Here is a 15,685-nt window from a genome sequence, read left to right as displayed (position 1 = left end):
GTCTCTAACTCCATTTGAACCAGCGGACAGCACCGAGGCCGCCCAGTATTGTCCACGCCAGAAGAATCAGCGTGGCGGAAATATTGAACTGCGAATCGATCAGGGCCGAACGCAGGGCATCGCCCAGGGCCGCTGAGGGCAGGACTTCGATGAACGGCTGCAGCAACGAGGGCAGGTGGCCCACCGGGATGATGATACCGCCGGCGGCTGCCAGAAGGATCCAGAGAAGGTTGGTAATGGCCAGCGTGGCCTCGGGTCGCACGGTCCCTGCCACCAGCAGCCCCAGCGCCGTAAAGGCGATGGCCCCCAGGAACAGCTGCAGCAGCGCCGGCACCAGTCCGCTGAGCTCCGGCCGCCATCCGATCAACAGGGCCACCACGGACACAAGCACCACCTGGATGAGCAGGACGGCGAGGACCGCGATGACCTTCCCGGCAATCAGCCCGGCCCGGCCCAGCGGCGTGGTGGAGAGGTAGCGCAGGACGCCGTAGCGGCGGTCGAATCCGGTGGCGATGCCCTGCCCGGTGAAGGCAGTGGACATGGCACACAGGGCGAAGATCCCCGGAGTGGCCATGTTGATGCGGCTGGTGCCGTAACCGTCCAACAGGGGAGTGACCACGAGGGCAACCATGGCCAGCAGCGGCAGGACCACGGCGAGGATCAACTGCTCTCCGTTGCGCAGCATCATGACGGCCTCATAGCGGCCCTGGTTCAGGATGCGTACCGGAAGGGAAGCGGGAGCACTCAACGGATGGTCCTTCCGGAAAGATCGAGGAAAACGTCCTCCAGGGTGCGTGAGGCCATGTGGACCGACGATGGGAGGATGTCCATCTCGGCCCACCAGCCGGCCAGCGCGGCAAGGTCCCGGGGGGTCAGCGCGCCGCGGACGGCATAGTGGCCGGTGGCCGCCTCGGTCACCTCAAGGTGCTGCAGCGTCCCGTAAGCCAGGCCGGCGACGTCGAGGCCGGGCGCGGCGTCGAACGTCAGCAGCCGCTGTTCGGCCTGCTGCCCCGTGGCGGACGTCAGTTCGGCGACGGTGCCGGAGGCGACGGTCTTGCCCGCGTCGATGATGTAGACGTAGTCCGCGAGTTTCTGCGCGTCGTCCATGAGATGGGTGGTGAGGATGATGCCGAGGCCTTCGGCCCGCAGCTCCTCGATCAGTTCGAAGACAATCTGGCGGGACTGCGGATCCAGGCCGGCACTGGGTTCATCCAGGAACAGCACCTCAGGCCGGCCGATCAGCGCCGCGGCCATAGCCAGGCGCTGCTTCTGGCCGCCGGAGAGCCGCCGGATCCCGGTATTGGCAAAACTGCGGATACCCAGGCGCTCCACCAGCTCCGCCACGGGCCGCGGCGACTCGTACATGCGCGCCACGTGTTCCAGCAGGGCAACAGGGCGGGCCGACGGCGGGAGGCCGCCGTCCTGCAGCATCACCCCGACACGGCTGCGCAGGTGGGCGTCGGCACGGTACGGGTCCTGTCCGAGCAGGCGTATTTCCCCGCCGTTGATGGGCTGCAGGCCCTGCGCGCATTCGAGCGTGGTGGTCTTGCCGGCACCGTTGGCGCCGAGCAGGGCAGTCACGGAGCCGCGGCGGGCTGTGAAGTCGACTCCGGCGAGGACGCGGATCATCTTGCCGTCGAGACCTGCAACCGGGCCGCAGTCCTTGATCAGACCTTTAATGGTCAGGCAGGGTTCATCGATAGGCACCTGCATATTCTACGTTAGGTAGTACCGGTGGCGGGAACGGCCGGGGCGCAGCTGTGAAAAGAGCAAGCCTTGCCTTAGTGGCATCGGGGAACAGATTAGGACATGCTTGTGTTGTGTATTCTGTGAGCAACTCAGAACCGAAGGCAGCGGCCGTACCCAGTGCTGCCCGCGAGGCAGAGGAGCGCACCCGGGACAAGGTCCTGGGAGCCGTCCTGGAACACGGTCCTGTCAGTGCCGCCGAGCTGGGCGAACGGCTGGGCTTCACGCCTGCCGCCGTGCGCCGCCACCTTGACGCCCTGTCCGGCAAGGGCCTGATTCAGGTCAAGCTCGTCCGCAACTCCTCTTCGGGCGCCGGAAGGCCCGCCCGGCGCTACGTCCTGAGCCCCCAGGGCCAGGCGCATCTGGGCAACGACTACCTGGACATTGCCACCGAGGCGCTGCGCCAGCTTGGTGCCGCGCTCGGCCCCCAGGCGATCGAGGCCTTCGCCGCGGCGCGTTTCGGGAAGATGGAGGAGCGGTACCGTCCGATTGTCGACGCAGCGGGTCCCGACGTCGGTGACCGCGCCCAGGCGCTGGCAGCGGAACTGAGCAAGGACGGCTTCGTGGCGTCGACCACCATGATCGGCGCCGGCGCGAAGAAAAGTACGCTGTTGAGCGTCCAGCTGTGCCAGGCACACTGCCCCATCCAGGGTCTCGCCACGGCCTACCCGGTCTTCTGCGACAAGGAGACCGAAGTTTTTGCCCGCCTTTTGGACGTGGACGTCCGCCGACTGTCCACGCTTTCGAGGGGCGGCCACGTTTGTACGACCCACATTCCCGTGGGTCGGACCCGATCCGCGCCGCAGGTTCCACTGCGCGCCGAGACCACCCAGTCCACATCCATTCATCAGCAAGAAAGGCCGTGATGACGGATCAAGTAACCCAGAAGCCAACGGCACCTTCATTGGTGCCGGAGTCTGTGATTTCAGACATCCTGGAAAAGAACCCTGAGCTCGAGGGCATCGGTACATACGAGTACGGATGGGCCGACTCGGACGTTGCCGGTGCAACCGCCCGCCGCGGCCTGAGCGAGGAAGTTGTCCGTGACATTTCGGCTAAGAAGAATGAGCCGCAGTGGATGCTGGACCTTCGCCTCAAGGGCCTGAAGTACTTCGACCGCAAGCCCATGCCGACCTGGGGTGCAGACCTCTCCGGCATCGACTTCGACAACATCAAGTACTTTGTGCGTTCCACGGAGAAGCAGGCCAACACCTGGGAAGACCTCCCCGAGGACATCCGCAACACGTACGAGAAGCTCGGCATCCCCGAGGCCGAGCGCGGCCGCCTGGTGTCCGGCGTCGCGGCGCAGTACGAGTCCGAGGTTGTCTACCACCAGCTCCGCGAGGACCTGGAACGCCAGGGCGTCATCTTCCTGGACACCGACACCGCGCTGAAGGAACACCCGGAAATGTTCCAGGAGTACTTCGGCACCGTCATCCCGGTCGGTGACAACAAGTTCGGCTCCCTGAACACCGCAGTGTGGTCCGGCGGCTCCTTCGTCTACGTCCCCAAGGGCGTCCACGTCGAGATTCCGCTGCAGGCCTACTTCCGCATCAACACGGAAAACATGGGCCAGTTCGAGCGCACGCTGATCATTGCGGACGAGGATTCCTACGTCCACTACATCGAAGGCTGCACCGCACCGATCTACACGTCGGATTCGCTGCACTCCGCCGTCGTCGAAATCATCGTGAAGAAGGGCGCCCGCGTCCGCTACACGACCATCCAGAACTGGTCCAACAACGTGTACAACCTGGTGACCAAGCGCGCCATTGCGCACGAGGGCGCCACCATGGAATGGATCGACGGCAACATCGGTTCCAAGGTCACCATGAAGTACCCGGCGGTCTACCTGGTGGGCGAACACGCCAAGGGCGAGACCCTGTCCATCGCCTTCGCGGGCGAGGGCCAGCACCAGGACACCGGATCCAAGATGGTCCACATTGCCCCGAACACCAAGAGCTCCATCATTTCCAAGTCCGTGGCCCGCGGCGGCGGCCGTGCCGCCTACCGCGGCCTGGTCCAGGTCCGCGAAGGCGCCACGCACTCGGCCAACACCGTGCGCTGCGACGCCCTGCTGGTGGACACCATCTCCCGCTCGGACACGTACCCGTACGTGGACATCCGTGAAGATGACGTCACCATGGGCCACGAAGCCACTGTTTCCCGCGTCAGCGAGGAGCAGCTGTTCTACCTCATGTCCCGCGGCCTTCCCGAGGACGAGGCAATGGCCATGATCGTGCGCGGCTTCATCGAGCCGATCGCGCGTGAACTGCCGATGGAATACGCCCTTGAACTCAACCGCCTCATCGAACTCCAGATGGAAGGAGCCGTCGGTTAATGTCGAAGCTTAACGACGTCGTCGAAACCGTGACCGAAAAGGTCAGCAACGTAGTGGAGGAGGTCAAGGCGAAGGTTGGTTCCCCCACGGAAACCAGCCGTGTGCGCATTGACGGCTTCACCGAGGAGGGCGAAAACCTCTCCCCGCTGAACGAGGACTCCTCACCGCTGGGCGGCGACAGCAGCAAGTCCCACAGCCACGGCGGCGGAGAGGGTATCCCGGACAGCTCACGCGCCGGCCGTACCACCTCCTTCCACCGGGCTGACTTCGGCAAACTGACGGGCCGGGAAGAAGACTGGCGGTTCACCCCGCTCAAGCGCCTGCGCGGACTGCACACCGCGGACCTCGACGGCACGGCTCCCGAGCTCGCCGTCGTCGCCCCGGACGGTGTGCGGGTGGAAAGCATTGCCCGCACGGACGCCCGCATCGGCTCTGCCGGCATCCCTGAAGACCGGGTTGCCGCTGCCGCATGGGAGGACTTCCGCGAGGCCACGTCCGTGACCATTCCCGCCGACACCGTCATTGAGGGCAGCGTCACGCTGACCATCAACGGTGTCAGCAAGGATCCGGCCGCGCAGCACATTGTCATCACTGCGGAGAAGTTCTCCAAGGGTGTTGTGGTCCTGGACCACAAGGGCTCGGCAGTGCTGTCCCAGAACGTGGAGATTGTGGTGGGCGACGGTGCGGAACTGACCGTTGTTTCCGTCCAGGACTGGGACGACGACGCCGTGCATGCCTCCGCGCAGTACGCGAAGATCGGCCGCGACGCGAAGTTCAAGCACGTTGTCGTCAGCCTCGGCGGCGACCTGGTGCGCGTCACCCCGTCCTCCAAGTTCACCGCCACCGGCGGCGACGTGGAGATGTTCGGCCTGTACTACGCCGACGCCGGCCAGCACCTGGAACAGCGTCTCTTCGTGGACCACGCCGAGGCCAACTGCAAGTCCCGCGTCATGTACAAGGGCGCCCTGCAGGGCCGCGACGCACACACCGTGTGGGTTGGCGACGTTCTGATCCGCAAGGAAGCCGAAGGCACCGACACGTACGAGGTCAACCGCAACCTGCTGCTGACCGAAGGCGGCCGTGCCGACTCCGTACCGAACCTGGAGATCGAGACCGGACTGATCGAGGGTGCCGGCCACGCCAGCGCCACCGGCCGGTTTGATGACGAGCACCTGTTCTACCTGATGGCACGCGGTATCCCCGAGGACGCTGCCCGCCGTCTGGTGGTCCGCGGCTTCCTTACCGAGATCATCCAGCAGATCAAGGTTCCTGCCCTGGAAGAGCGTCTCACCGACGCCGTCGAGCGTGAGCTCGAAGCCTCCGGAGCCTACTAGGCCACGCGTCGAAGGTGCCGGCTCACCCCGGCACCTTCGGCCAGCGCCGCCTTCCATCCCCAAAGCTTAGTAACGCACCCGCGGGTGCAAAGGAGAAAGCCAACTCGCATGTCTACTCTTGAGATCAAGGATCTTCACGTCAGCATTGAGACCGAACAGGGCCGCAAGCCGATCCTGAAGGGTGTCAGCCTGACCATCAACACCGGTGAGACGCACGCCATCATGGGCCCCAACGGCTCCGGCAAGTCCACCCTGGCCTCCACCATCGCCGGGCACCCGCGCTACAGCGTAGACAGCGGCTCCATCACCCTCGACGGCGAAGATGTCCTCGCCATGAGCGTGGACGAGCGTGCCCGCGCCGGCCTCTTCCTGGCCATGCAGTACCCGGTTGAGGTTCCCGGCGTCACCATGACCAACTTCCTGCGCACCGCAAAGACCGCGCTCGACGGCGAGGCCCCCTCGCTGCGTCACTGGACCAAGGACGTCAAGGCGGCCATGGCCGACCTGCGTATCGACGCCGACTTTGCCCAGCGCAATGTCAACGAGGGCTTCTCCGGCGGCGAGAAGAAGCGCGTGGAAATCCTGCAGCTTGAACTCTTCCACCCGAAGTTCGCCATCCTCGATGAGACCGACTCCGGTCTCGACGTCGATGCCCTGAAGATTGTTTCCGAAGGCGTGAACCGCGAGCACTCCAAGGGCGGCATGGGCACCCTGCTCATCACGCACTACACGCGTATCCTTCGTTACATCAAGCCCGACTACGTCCACGTTTTCGTTGACGGACACATCGCCGAGCAGGGCGGGCCCGAACTGGCGGACCGGCTTGAAGAAGAAGGTTACGACCGCTTCACCGGCGCCAACGCCGCAGCCGGCGCGTAGCAAAGACAGCTGAAGGAGCAAAAATGAGCGACTCCGACCTGGCCTCCACGTCCCTGGAGGACGTTGAAGAGGCCCTCAAGGACGTCATTGACCCCGAACTGGGGGTGAATGTTGTCGATCTGGGCCTGCTCTACGGACTGAAGTACGCCGAAGACGGCGCACTGCTGATCGACATGACCCTGACGACGGCAGCCTGCCCGCTGACCGACGTGATCGAAGAGCAGACCGCCCAGGCACTGGACGGCGTCGTCGACGAATGGCGCCTGAACTGGGTATGGATGCCGCCGTGGGGACCTGACAAGATCACCGACGACGGCCGCGACCAGATGCGGGCCCTCGGCTTCAACATCTAGCGTTTGCGCCTATTGGCCGCTCCCGGATTTGCCGGGGGCGGCCTTTGCGTGTCTGCACTCTTTTCCTCCCGGCCGCTGCTAGCGTTCGCGGCATGGGGAATACCGCGAGCACCGTTCACTTCCACGACCAGTATCTGGCGGCCTGGAACCAGGCCATGGCGACGGGGGACAGCACCCCCATTGAGGCCTGCCTGGCGTCCGGGTATCACGGCTGGCTGGGCTCCTCGGCCGATGCCGCGGAGCCGTTTGACGGCGAAGGCGCCAGAAAGGGTTTCCGCGACACGGTCCAGGCGCTTCAGGGCAGCACCGTGCATGCGGGATTCCGTACCGTCGCCCCGCGCGGCCGGGAGGAAGCCGTGGTGTTTTACGAGATGACCTACCGCAACAAAGGTGAAATCACCGCACGGGCGCTGCTGATGGAATCCTGGCGGCTGGAGGACAGCCGCTGGCTGCTCTGCCGGGACGTTACCGAAGTAAATGTCGGGCAGCCGGGCGTCTGAGGTGCCGTTGTCCTCTCCCGGAATGTGGTATCTGTTCGACTACGGCATGGTGATTTCGACAGCTCCTGAGCCGGCCGACTGGGATGCCCTTCAGGCGCAGGCCGGCAGGGACCTTGCTCACGCTGACAGCCGGTACTGGACGCACCGGGAAGCCTTCGACGCCGGCACGCTGACACCTGCCGACTACTGGGCAGCGGTGCTTGGCAGGACCGTGGAGGAGGAACGCCTGGCGGTTCTGGAAGACCTGGATGCCGCGCAGTGGTCCCGCCTGAATCCGGCGACGGTAGGCGTGCTGCAAAGCCTTGCGGACGAGGGCGCACGCCTGGCCCTGCTCTCCAACATGCCGGAGGGGATGTCTGAGCGGTACCTGCGGGAGTCGTCCTGGGCTCAGTACTTCGAGAAAACCTATTTCAGCGGGCCGCTCCGGATGACTAAACCTGACCGTCGGATCTTCGAGCATGTGCTGCGGGACCTGCCGGCGGCGCCTGGAGACGTGGTGTTCATAGACGACAACACCCGGAACATCTCGGCAGCACAGGCGCTGGGCTTCCGGACCGTACTTTTCGGTGCCGGCACGGATCTTAGGCGCGAGCTGGCGGACCTGCGGCGGTAGGGTACCCGTTCCGCCAAGCGGGGGTTGATGGCTGCGGGGACTGTGGAGAGTTCAGGTGGACTTTTCAACGGGGAAAGAGACTCGGGAAGAGGGAGAAGACCTATGGGTGAGCAGCCAAGCCGAACCGAGATCAGCAGGGTCCTGTCCCATGCACTCCGTCACGCACCGGGGGAGTACCTGCTGGAGCTGGATCCTGAGGGATGGGCACCGATCAGCGACGTGCTGGACGCCCTTCACCGGCTGGGTCCGGGGTGGGCATACGTCGACGAGGCAGTGCTTCGGGAGGTGCTCGAAGCATCGGAGAAGAAGCGGCATCAGATGAGCAATGGTCGGATCCGGGCCGTGCATGGACACTCCGTACCGGTCCTGCCGGCTGAGGAGCCCTGTACGCCGCCGGTCGTGCTTTTCCACGGCACAGCCCGGGCCTCCCTGCCCGCCATCCGCAGGTCCGGGCTCCTGCCCATGAAGCGGCAGTACGTCCATCTGGCGGAAACGGTCGAGCAGGCACATCAGGTGGGACAGCGCAAGGACGCCGACCCCGTGATTCTCCGGATCGCCACGGACATTGCGGCTTCGGCAGGGGTCAGCTTCTATCGATCGGCGTCGGGGGTTTGGCTGTCCGGCGCCATTCCAGCTTCCGCAGTTGAGGTCCTTGATTCGGGACATTGAGGGGTAAAACCGTTCCTCGGAGATGACCTGTCGGGGTGGTGCGGACTAGGTAGTCGTCTGAGAAAGACGGGTATTTTCGCTTTTTCGGGAGGCCCGTTTTTGGCCTGTTTTCGGGCGGAAATGTCAGTGCCGGGTGAAATCCTGAGGGTATGGATCAGCTCGGGGACACCGACCGGACAACCGAAGAATCAGGCAGGTACGACCAGCAGCCAACAGGCCCGGCTGGCAACGAGGATGCTTCGCGCACGCCCTGCACGGTGGCGGTGTATCGGGCGGTTCCGGATGTCAGTGGTGACGGCGGCGCTCAGGCCGGCGCTGAGGGCGACACTGCCGCGTCCGCATATACCAACACCAACACCGGCGATGCCTCTACCAATCCCGCCGATACGCCTGCTGCCACCCTCTTCGACGCACCCAGTTCCGCGCCGGATCCCGACTTCACCGCAAGACCGGCGGCAGACTCCACATCGGATTCCGCTGCGGGGCCGGAAGTAGGATCCGCATCCGCCGACCCCGACCCAACGGTTGAACCCGCAGAACCCGGACCCGTCCCAGAGGACACCACAGACTCGCCGGCCGCTGAACCTGCGGAGCCCGCTGAACCTGCAGAACCCGCCACAGGTGCCACCGGTGCTGATGGTGATGGCTTTCCGGACGGTTTTACCGGGGTGCTGGCGATGGCGAATCTGGAGTCCTTCGACGAACACGCCACCGGTGAGGTATTGGCCCGTCTGTCGCATTTGGTTCGGTGGACGCAGGCCCAGCAGGCCCGCGCGCTCAACCATATGGAGGAACTGTTCCGCAAGGATGTGTGCAAGCACTTCGGCAGTGAAGGTCCGGGGCTCGCGTTCAGCCTCGCTGCCTCCGAGTGCGCTGCGATTTTGAATGTTCCGCAGACCACCGCGCAGGGCATGATGGTCGAAGCCGGCAGACTCTGCAGCACCCACACCGCCACCCTGACCGGACTGGAAGAAGGACGCTTCTCCTATGCGCACGCGCAGGTGGTCCTGGACCAGTGCCAGGACATTCCCGCTTCCAAACTCCCGGAGTTTGAGGCGGAGCTGCTCGCCAAAGCCGAAGGCATAACCCGGCCACAGTTCTGTGCCAAGGCACGCCGGCTGCGGGAGAAAACCTATCCCGAGACCATTGCCGAACGGCACCGGACAGCGTTCGAGAAACGCAAGGTGATCCTGGAACGGGACGAGGACGGCATGTCCTGGCTCTCCGCCCATCTGCGGGCCGAGCATGCCCAGCAGATCTACACAGCGTTGTGTACGTCAGCCCGTGGTGAGCAGGCGGACGGGGACCTGCGGACAGCGGACCAGCTGCGTGCCGACATCCTGACCCAACTGCTGATGGGCGGGCTTGGTTCACCCCGTGGTGGTTCCAGTGGTGGGGTCAACCGCACAGATGGAACCGGTCGCGGGACTGGGAATGCTCGCAAGTCTCGCGAAGCCGGTGGCACCGAACCTGACGAGCCGTCCGAACCCATGGGTGTTTTGCCGCGGGCCGAGATCATGGTCTTGATCAACGCCGAAACATTGTTCGGTGCCGACGAGCAGCCTGCCGAACTGCACGGCTACGGACCGATCAGCGCCGACGCAGCCCGCCGACTCGCACGCAACGCCGTGCACTGGACCGGGTTGGCCCAGGACCCAGCCACCGGGGAGATCCTCGGGGTCGGACGACGCCGGAAAGTCCCCGCCGGACTCGCCCGCTGGCTACGGGCCCGCGACGGAACGTGCCGGTTCCCGGGATGCCGGGTCGGTACTGCGGTCACGGAAATCGACCACACCACCGACTGGGTGAATGGCGGGAACACCGAACACGGCAACCTGGAACACCTCTGCCGCCGGCATCACCGGTTCAAGACCCTGGGATTCTGGAAAGCCACCCAACCGACACCGGGAGTGATGGAGTGGACGTCCCCGACGGGACGGGTCTACCGGACCGAACCGTTCCTCGAACTGGGAAGCCACGATGCGGAGACAGATCCCCGGGACGAGGACCCGCCGCCGTTCTGAGTCGCGCTGGCTCAGTCGAAGACCCGTGGCCCAGCCAGCCCACTGGAGGAGTACACAGTCGTTCAGCGGCGGCCCCGGCCCAACCTTGCCAGTTACTCAGACGGCCCAATGGTTTGGATCGTCGACCAGACCCTTTCAACCGGTCGGACACCCTTCACACTGCCCCAGGGGCCCAGGGGCCCAGAGGTGAAGGGGTGCAGGGGCCGGTCCTTGCTGGACCCTCACCCGGACAGCCCCCGGGGTGGACGCAGAGGACGCTCATCCGGGCTATTCGACAAGCCGGACCGGCCCGTCCGGACCACGCTACGGACGGGACAGGTCCGCAGCCCTGAAGGTATCGCACGTTTCCAGGCTGCCGCCGTCGTTGTACCCGGCCAGGAACCAGGACTGGCGCTGGGCGCTGGAGCCGTGGGTCCAGCTTTCCGGATTCACCTGTCCCGTAGCTGACGCCTGGATCCGGTCGTCTCCCACTGCAGAGGCGGCCGAAAGTGCATCGCTGATGTCTGTTTCCGTAAACGGCGCCAGGAAAGGCTCGTCCGATCCCGGAGCAGGCTGCGAGGCCGCATGGCGGGCCCACAGGCCTGCGTAGCAGTCGGCCTGCAGCTCTGTACGGACGGAAGCGGAGTCGGCGCCCTGCGGATCCGCATTCCGGCCGGCACTGGAGCCGGTGATCTGCTGGATATGGTGGCCAAACTCATGCGCAACCACGTATTCCTGCGCCAGCGGACCTCCGGAGGACCCGTAGCTCGTGACCAGATCGGAGAAGAACGCCGTGTCGTAGTAGGTCTGCTCGTCGGCAGGGCAGTAGAACGGGCCGACGGCGCTGGTGGCGGAGCCGCAGCCGGTGCTGGTCTGGTCGGTAAAGAGCACCACGCCAGGTTCTGTGTAGGTCAAGCCGGAATCGGCCAGATACGGCTCCCAGAAGCTGTCGAGGCTTTCGGCGGTCCCCAGAATGCGGCAATCCAGCCGTTCATTGGCGTCCTGGCCGTTCAGGCACGTGTCAATACTCTCGGATTGCGCCTGGCCTGCAGCTGTGCCGGAACCCTCGCTGAGGCCAAGCCCGTCAATCACATCCGATCCGAAGAACAGGGACAGGATCAGCAGCAGGCCGCCGCCCAGTCCTCCGCCTACGGCAATACCTTTTCCTTTGCCGCGCCGGTCGCTGACCCGGGAGGAATCCAGGCGGGCGTTGTTATTGAAACTCATTCCCTTAGGTTATCGGTTGCCGTCAGCAACCTTAGTTCCGCCGGGATCAGATCCTTTCGCCGATTCCGCGCGCCGCCAGCGCATCGCCGGTCTGCCGGGCATAGGCAACCGCCCGGATGGCCACCGGAACGGTGAGCGCCCGGATGGCCACCGGAACGGTGAGCGCCCGGGGATTGCGCTCCAGTCCGCGTGCCATGGCCGACTCCCGGACATCCCTGGCCGAGCCCAGCAGGAACGGAATGCTGCGCAGCATCAGCGCCAGGGTCAGCCCGAACCTCTCCGGATCCGCACCCAGCTGCCGCAGCGGCCGTGCCAGGGACACCAGCCCGTCCATGAGCACCTGCGGAGCAGTGGTCAGTGTCAGCAGCCGGGCAGCCGCTACGCAGAGCGCAATGTTGCCGGGAACCAGCAATGCTGCCTCCCACCCGGACGCCCACCATTGGAACGCCCCTAGAAGCAGCAGGACAGGCCACATGGACCGCAGCGGCCGCCAGGATTCGCGCAGCAGGTGCGCGGTTGCATAAGCAGTAAGCACGAGGACCGCTGCGGCCGCCACCACCGCGGGGGACCGCAGCACCAGCACGGCCGCAGACAGGACCACCAGTGCGCCGGCCTTCAGCCCAAGCGGTGCCGCGTGGAGCCACGAGTTCCCCGGACGGTAGGCACCCAGGAGATCCGCGGAGCCGGCCGCCCGTCTCACCGCACCCCCAGCGCCAGCGCACGGTAGGCGGCTATGCCCTCCCGGGGGCCGCCGTCGAACACCACCGCACCGTTGTCCATCACCAGGACGCGGTCCGCATCGGCAGCGAAATCGAGGTCATGGGTGGTGTAGATGACCTGCTGGGGGAGCGAGGCGAAGACCCGCCGCAGCCGTGCCGTGTTGCGCAGATCCAGCAGGGTGCTGGGCTCGTCCGCTACGAGTACGGCAGGGTCAACGGCCAGTACGGAGGCCAGTGCCATCAGCTGCCGTTCCCCGCCGGAAAGGTCGTAGATGCTGCGGTCCGCCAGCGCGAGCAGCCCAAGAGCCTCGAGCCGGGCCTCGGCGGCAGCGCGGCGCTGGCCGCGGTTGCGGATGGAGGCCCGCAGGGACAGCTCGACGTCGTCCCGCCCGGTGGGCATGACCAGCTGCGAGATTGGATCGGTAAAGACAAACCCCACGCGCCTTCGCACGGCCGCCCCCTGCGTGGCGGTGTCCAGTCCGTCGATGCTGACGCTGCCGGTGTCCGGCAGGACCAGGCCGTTCAGCAGTTTCAGAAGCGTTGATTTGCCGGAGCCGTTGGCGCCGACGACGGCGGTGCGGGCGTTACGCAGCTCCAGCGACAGCGGGTGCAGGATCGGTTCGCCGGCCGCGCCGCCGGCGGGCAGCACGGAGACATTCTGCAGCAGGATGGCGGGCATCAGCGGGAACCGCGCCCCGGGGTTGCCATGGACGGGAAGGCTTTGAACACGCTGACCGCCACCACCGAGGCGAACACGTTCTTGATGACATCCCCGGGCCAGAAGGCCATGTCCGCAGCCAGCGCTGCGGGGAAGGACAGATGGGCATTGAGCATCAGCCCGGCTATTCCGGCCGGATGCACCACAATGAAACTCGTGGCCAGTGCCGCTGCAAAGAGCAGGACGGCGCGGGCACGCCGGGGACGCCGCAGCACCAGTCCGGACAGCAGCCCGGCGACGGCGGCAGCCACGGGGAAGGACAGCAGATAGCCGACCGACGGACCAGCAAGGACGCCGAGGCCGCCGCTGAACCCGCTGAAGACCGGCAGACCGGCCAGGCCGGCGAGGAGGAAGAGCCCCACCGCGGCGGCTCCCCGCCACGGCCCCAGGAGCATGCCCGTGAGCATCACCGCAAGGGTCTGCAGGGTGATCGGGACGCCGGCCCCCAGCGGCACGCCGGGAAGGACGGAGAAAACCGCCGTCAGGGCCGCGAACACGGCAATCAGGGACAGGTCCGCCGACGTCCACCGCCGGCGCCCGGAAGATCCCCGGGAAGGTCGCCCCGAAGATCGCCCGGAAGCCGGCCCTGAAGCTGCCCGGAGGTTCTCGCGGGAGTGCACCCGGGGATCGGGAGAGCCTGTGCCGCCGGGCCCTGCGGCGGAGCGCGGCGCGTCGGCCGAAGTGTTGTTCATGGCTGCACTTTTCCTTAGGGGGAAGAAAACCGGACCCGATTACGTTTCGAACAGTAGCTGCGCTGCGGCGGGATTCCATTGGAGGTTTTCTACAAATGGGCTATGGCGGCTAGACTGGAAAGGCTGTTACGGCCAACCAGGCCTGCATGACCGGTCATTGTGACCCTTCCCGCCTCGGTGGACTCCCACCGTTCAAGGCCCGCGCACCGCGCAGCGTTTCTGCAAGACAAAACCTTCGAAAGGTCCACTGAGTGATTTCCGTATCTGGTCTCGAGCTGCGTGCAGGCGCACGGCTGCTCATGGAAGCGGTTTCATTCCGTGTTGACAAGGGAGACAAAATCGGGCTGGTCGGCCGCAACGGCGCCGGCAAGACCACCCTGACCAAGGTCCTCGCCGGGGAAACGCTTCCCGCCGCAGGTACGGTCAAGCGCGTCGGTGAAATCGGCTACCTGCCGCAGGATCCGCGCACTCCGGACATGGAGCAGCTCGGCCGCGACCGCATCCTCTCCGCGCGCGGACTGGACAAGGTCTCCGCCCAGCTCAAGAAGTGCCAGGATGAAATGGCCAGCGATGATCCGAAAATCTCGCAGAAGGCCATGAACCGTTATGACCGGCTGGAGTCCGAGTTCCTCTCGGCCGGCGGCTACGCAGCGGAGTCCGAGGCAGCAACCATCTGCGCCAACCTGGCCCTGCCGGACCGGCTGCTGAACCAGCCGCTGAGCACGCTTTCCGGCGGCCAGCGCCGCCGTGTGGAACTGGCCCGGATCCTGTACTCGGATGCGGACACCATGCTCCTCGATGAGCCCACCAACCACCTCGACGCCGATTCCATCGCCTGGCTGCGCGAGTTCCTGAAGAACCACACCGGCGGCCTGATCGTGATCAGCCACGATACCGAGCTGCTCGAAGCTACGGTCAACAAGGTCTTCAGCCTGGATGCCAACCGCGCCACCATCGACATCTACAACATGGACTGGAAGCGCTACAAGATCCAGCGTGAGACCGACGAGCGCGCCCGCAAACGCGAACGTGCCAACACCGAGAAGAAGGCCGGCATCCTGCTGGCCCAGGCCAACAAGATGAAGGCGCGTGCCTCCGGTGCCTCCGCAGCTCAGAGCATGCTCAAGCGCGTAGACCGCCTGATGGGCGGCCTCGACGCCGTCCGCGCCACCGACCGCGTTGCGGCCCTGCGCTTCCCGGATCCGGCCCCCTGCGGCAAGACCCCGATGATGGCCGAGGGTCTGAGCAAAAGCTACGGCTCGCTGGAGATCTTCACCGATGTGGACCTGGCCATCGACCGCGGCTCGAAGGTGGTGATCCTGGGCCTCAACGGTGCCGGTAAGACCACCCTGCTGCGGATGCTGGCCGGCGTGGACAAGCCGGACACCGGAAAGGTCATTGCCGGACACGGCCTCAAGGTGGGCTACTATGCCCAGGAGCACGAGACCCTGGACACGAACCGGACGGTGCTGGAAAACATGCGCTCGTCCGCTCCGGATATGGACGACGCCGAGGTCCGCAGCGTGCTGGGCTCGTTCATGTTCAGCGGCGACGACGTCGAGAAGAAGGCCGGCGTCCTGTCCGGCGGTGAGAAGACCCGGCTGGCGCTGGCCACCATCGTGGCCTCCTCCGCCAACGTCCTGCTGCTGGACGAACCCACCAACAACCTGGACCCCGCCTCGCGTGCGGAAATCCTGGGTGCCCTGAGCAACTACACGGGAGCCGTGGTGATGGTCAGCCACGATGAAGGCGCCGTTGCAGCCCTGAACCCGGAACGCGTGGTTCTGCTGCCCGACGGCGACGAGGACCACTGGAACGAGAACTACCTTGACCTGGTGACCCTGGCCTAGCCGGAGCCGCCGGCACAACTGAATGCCGCGTCACAACTGAA

The 15,685-nt window shown here is 65.5% G+C and carries 16 protein-coding genes; 10 read left to right on the top strand and 6 right to left on the bottom strand.

Annotated features, from left to right (window positions below; all coding sequences use genetic code 11):
- Nucleotides 1–4: 4 nt before the first annotated feature.
- Together GD627_RS08315 and GD627_RS08310 are read right to left on the bottom strand one after the other, a co-directional pair.
- A complete protein-coding gene (locus GD627_RS08315; RefSeq protein WP_425481904.1) occupies nt 5–748 on the bottom strand; it encodes an ABC transporter permease in 744 nt (247 codons plus the stop codon).
- Nucleotides 745–1,713, bottom strand: a complete 969-nt coding sequence (locus GD627_RS08310; protein WP_152272119.1) for an ABC transporter ATP-binding protein — start codon at nt 1,711–1,713, stop codon at nt 745–747. Before GD627_RS08310 ends, GD627_RS08315 begins: the two co-directional genes overlap by 4 nt.
- Before the next feature lie 107 nt (nt 1,714–1,820).
- Here GD627_RS08310 and GD627_RS08305 point away from each other — a divergent pair, with 107 nt between their 5' ends.
- The 9 genes from GD627_RS08305 to GD627_RS08265 all read left to right on the top strand — a co-directional run bounded on the left by GD627_RS08305 (nt 1,821) and on the right by GD627_RS08265 (nt 10,459).
- On the top strand, nt 1,821–2,612 hold the full coding sequence (locus tag GD627_RS08305) for a helix-turn-helix transcriptional regulator (protein WP_425481903.1): 792 nt from the start codon (nt 1,821–1,823) through the stop codon (nt 2,610–2,612).
- Entirely contained in the window at nt 2,612–4,087 is a 1,476-nt protein-coding gene (gene sufB, locus GD627_RS08300) for a Fe-S cluster assembly protein SufB (RefSeq protein WP_146362003.1), read from the top strand. The genes GD627_RS08305 and sufB overlap by 1 nt, the downstream gene beginning before the upstream one ends.
- Nucleotides 4,087–5,421, top strand: coding sequence for a Fe-S cluster assembly protein SufD (gene sufD, locus GD627_RS08295; RefSeq protein WP_152272118.1), 1,335 nt, complete (start codon nt 4,087–4,089; stop codon nt 5,419–5,421). Before sufB ends, sufD begins: the two co-directional genes overlap by 1 nt.
- 108 nt (nt 5,422–5,529) lie before the next feature.
- Nucleotides 5,530–6,300 (top strand): Fe-S cluster assembly ATPase SufC, encoded by a 771-nt coding sequence (gene sufC / locus GD627_RS08290; protein WP_146362001.1) that lies wholly within the window; start codon nt 5,530–5,532, stop codon nt 6,298–6,300.
- Nucleotides 6,301–6,323: 23 nt separating this feature from the next.
- The gene (locus GD627_RS08285; protein ID WP_146362000.1) at nt 6,324–6,653 is read left to right on the top strand and encodes a metal-sulfur cluster assembly factor; all 330 of its coding nucleotides are present in this window, start codon (nt 6,324–6,326) and stop codon (nt 6,651–6,653) included.
- A 92-nt stretch (nt 6,654–6,745) separates the two neighbouring features.
- Nucleotides 6,746–7,153, top strand: coding sequence for a hypothetical protein (locus GD627_RS08280; protein ID WP_152272117.1), 408 nt, complete (start codon nt 6,746–6,748; stop codon nt 7,151–7,153).
- Nucleotides 7,154–7,175: 22 nt separating this feature from the next.
- Nucleotides 7,176–7,766 (top strand): HAD family hydrolase, encoded by a 591-nt coding sequence (locus GD627_RS08275; protein ID WP_246165397.1) that lies wholly within the window; start codon nt 7,176–7,178, stop codon nt 7,764–7,766.
- Nucleotides 7,767–7,868: 102 nt separating this feature from the next.
- Nucleotides 7,869–8,435, top strand: coding sequence for an RNA 2'-phosphotransferase (locus GD627_RS08270; protein WP_194266007.1), 567 nt, complete (start codon nt 7,869–7,871; stop codon nt 8,433–8,435).
- Nucleotides 8,436–8,584: 149 nt separating this feature from the next.
- Nucleotides 8,585–10,459 carry an HNH endonuclease signature motif containing protein gene (locus GD627_RS08265; protein WP_152272114.1) on the top strand — a complete coding sequence of 625 codons (1,875 nt, stop codon included), beginning with the start codon at nt 8,585–8,587 and terminating at the stop codon, nt 10,457–10,459.
- A gap of 303 nt (nt 10,460–10,762) precedes the next feature.
- Here the strand turns inward: GD627_RS08265 and ypfJ are convergent, their stop codons facing one another.
- The 4 genes from ypfJ to GD627_RS08245 are packed head-to-tail and all read right to left on the bottom strand — an operon-like array spanning nt 10,763 to nt 13,794.
- Complete coding sequence (ypfJ, locus tag GD627_RS08260; RefSeq protein WP_152272113.1) at nt 10,763–11,665, bottom strand: KPN_02809 family neutral zinc metallopeptidase; 903 nt, start codon at nt 11,663–11,665, stop codon at nt 10,763–10,765.
- A gap of 46 nt (nt 11,666–11,711) precedes the next feature.
- A complete protein-coding gene (locus tag GD627_RS08255; RefSeq protein ID WP_194266006.1) occupies nt 11,712–12,365 on the bottom strand; it encodes an energy-coupling factor transporter transmembrane component T family protein in 654 nt (217 codons plus the stop codon).
- A complete protein-coding gene (locus GD627_RS08250; RefSeq protein WP_152272112.1) occupies nt 12,362–13,063 on the bottom strand; it encodes an energy-coupling factor ABC transporter ATP-binding protein in 702 nt (233 codons plus the stop codon). The genes GD627_RS08255 and GD627_RS08250 overlap by 4 nt, the downstream gene beginning before the upstream one ends.
- Nucleotides 13,063–13,794 (bottom strand): biotin transporter BioY, encoded by a 732-nt coding sequence (locus GD627_RS08245; protein ID WP_152272111.1) that lies wholly within the window; start codon nt 13,792–13,794, stop codon nt 13,063–13,065. The genes GD627_RS08250 and GD627_RS08245 overlap by 1 nt, the downstream gene beginning before the upstream one ends.
- Before the next feature lie 251 nt (nt 13,795–14,045).
- Here GD627_RS08245 and GD627_RS08240 point away from each other — a divergent pair, with 251 nt between their 5' ends.
- Entirely contained in the window at nt 14,046–15,644 is a 1,599-nt protein-coding gene (locus tag GD627_RS08240) for an ABC-F family ATP-binding cassette domain-containing protein (RefSeq protein ID WP_152272110.1), read from the top strand.
- Nucleotides 15,645–15,685: the final 41 nt, after the last annotated feature.

It is taken from the genome of Arthrobacter yangruifuii, from assembly GCF_009192775.1.
GTDB lineage: Bacteria > Actinomycetota > Actinomycetes > Actinomycetales > Micrococcaceae > Arthrobacter_B > Arthrobacter_B yangruifuii.
The sequence above is the reverse complement of the archived record's forward strand: the minus strand, read 5'-3'. Positions and strand labels throughout refer to the sequence as shown.

Bases quoted from the DNA above. Each gene is read 5' to 3' on its own strand.
- GD627_RS08310 (WP_152272119.1), bottom strand. From the start codon at position 1,713: ATGCAGGTGCCTATCGATGAACCCTGCCTGACCATTAAAGGTCTGATC.
- sufB (WP_146362003.1), top strand. From the start codon at position 2,612: ATGACGGATCAAGTAACCCAGAAGCCAACGGCACCTTCATTGGTGCCG.
- sufD (WP_152272118.1), top strand. From the start codon at position 4,087: ATGTCGAAGCTTAACGACGTCGTCGAAACCGTGACCGAAAAGGTCAGC.
- sufC (WP_146362001.1), top strand. From the start codon at position 5,530: ATGTCTACTCTTGAGATCAAGGATCTTCACGTCAGCATTGAGACCGAA.
- GD627_RS08285 (WP_146362000.1), top strand. From the start codon at position 6,324: ATGAGCGACTCCGACCTGGCCTCCACGTCCCTGGAGGACGTTGAAGAG.
- GD627_RS08280 (WP_152272117.1), top strand. From the start codon at position 6,746: ATGGGGAATACCGCGAGCACCGTTCACTTCCACGACCAGTATCTGGCG.
- GD627_RS08275 (WP_246165397.1), top strand. From the start codon at position 7,176: ATGTGGTATCTGTTCGACTACGGCATGGTGATTTCGACAGCTCCTGAG.
- GD627_RS08270 (WP_194266007.1), top strand. From the start codon at position 7,869: ATGGGTGAGCAGCCAAGCCGAACCGAGATCAGCAGGGTCCTGTCCCAT.
- GD627_RS08265 (WP_152272114.1), top strand. From the start codon at position 8,585: ATGGATCAGCTCGGGGACACCGACCGGACAACCGAAGAATCAGGCAGG.
- ypfJ (WP_152272113.1), bottom strand. From the start codon at position 11,665: ATGAGTTTCAATAACAACGCCCGCCTGGATTCCTCCCGGGTCAGCGAC.
- GD627_RS08250 (WP_152272112.1), bottom strand. From the start codon at position 13,063: ATGCCCGCCATCCTGCTGCAGAATGTCTCCGTGCTGCCCGCCGGCGGC.
- GD627_RS08245 (WP_152272111.1), bottom strand. From the start codon at position 13,794: ATGAACAACACTTCGGCCGACGCGCCGCGCTCCGCCGCAGGGCCCGGC.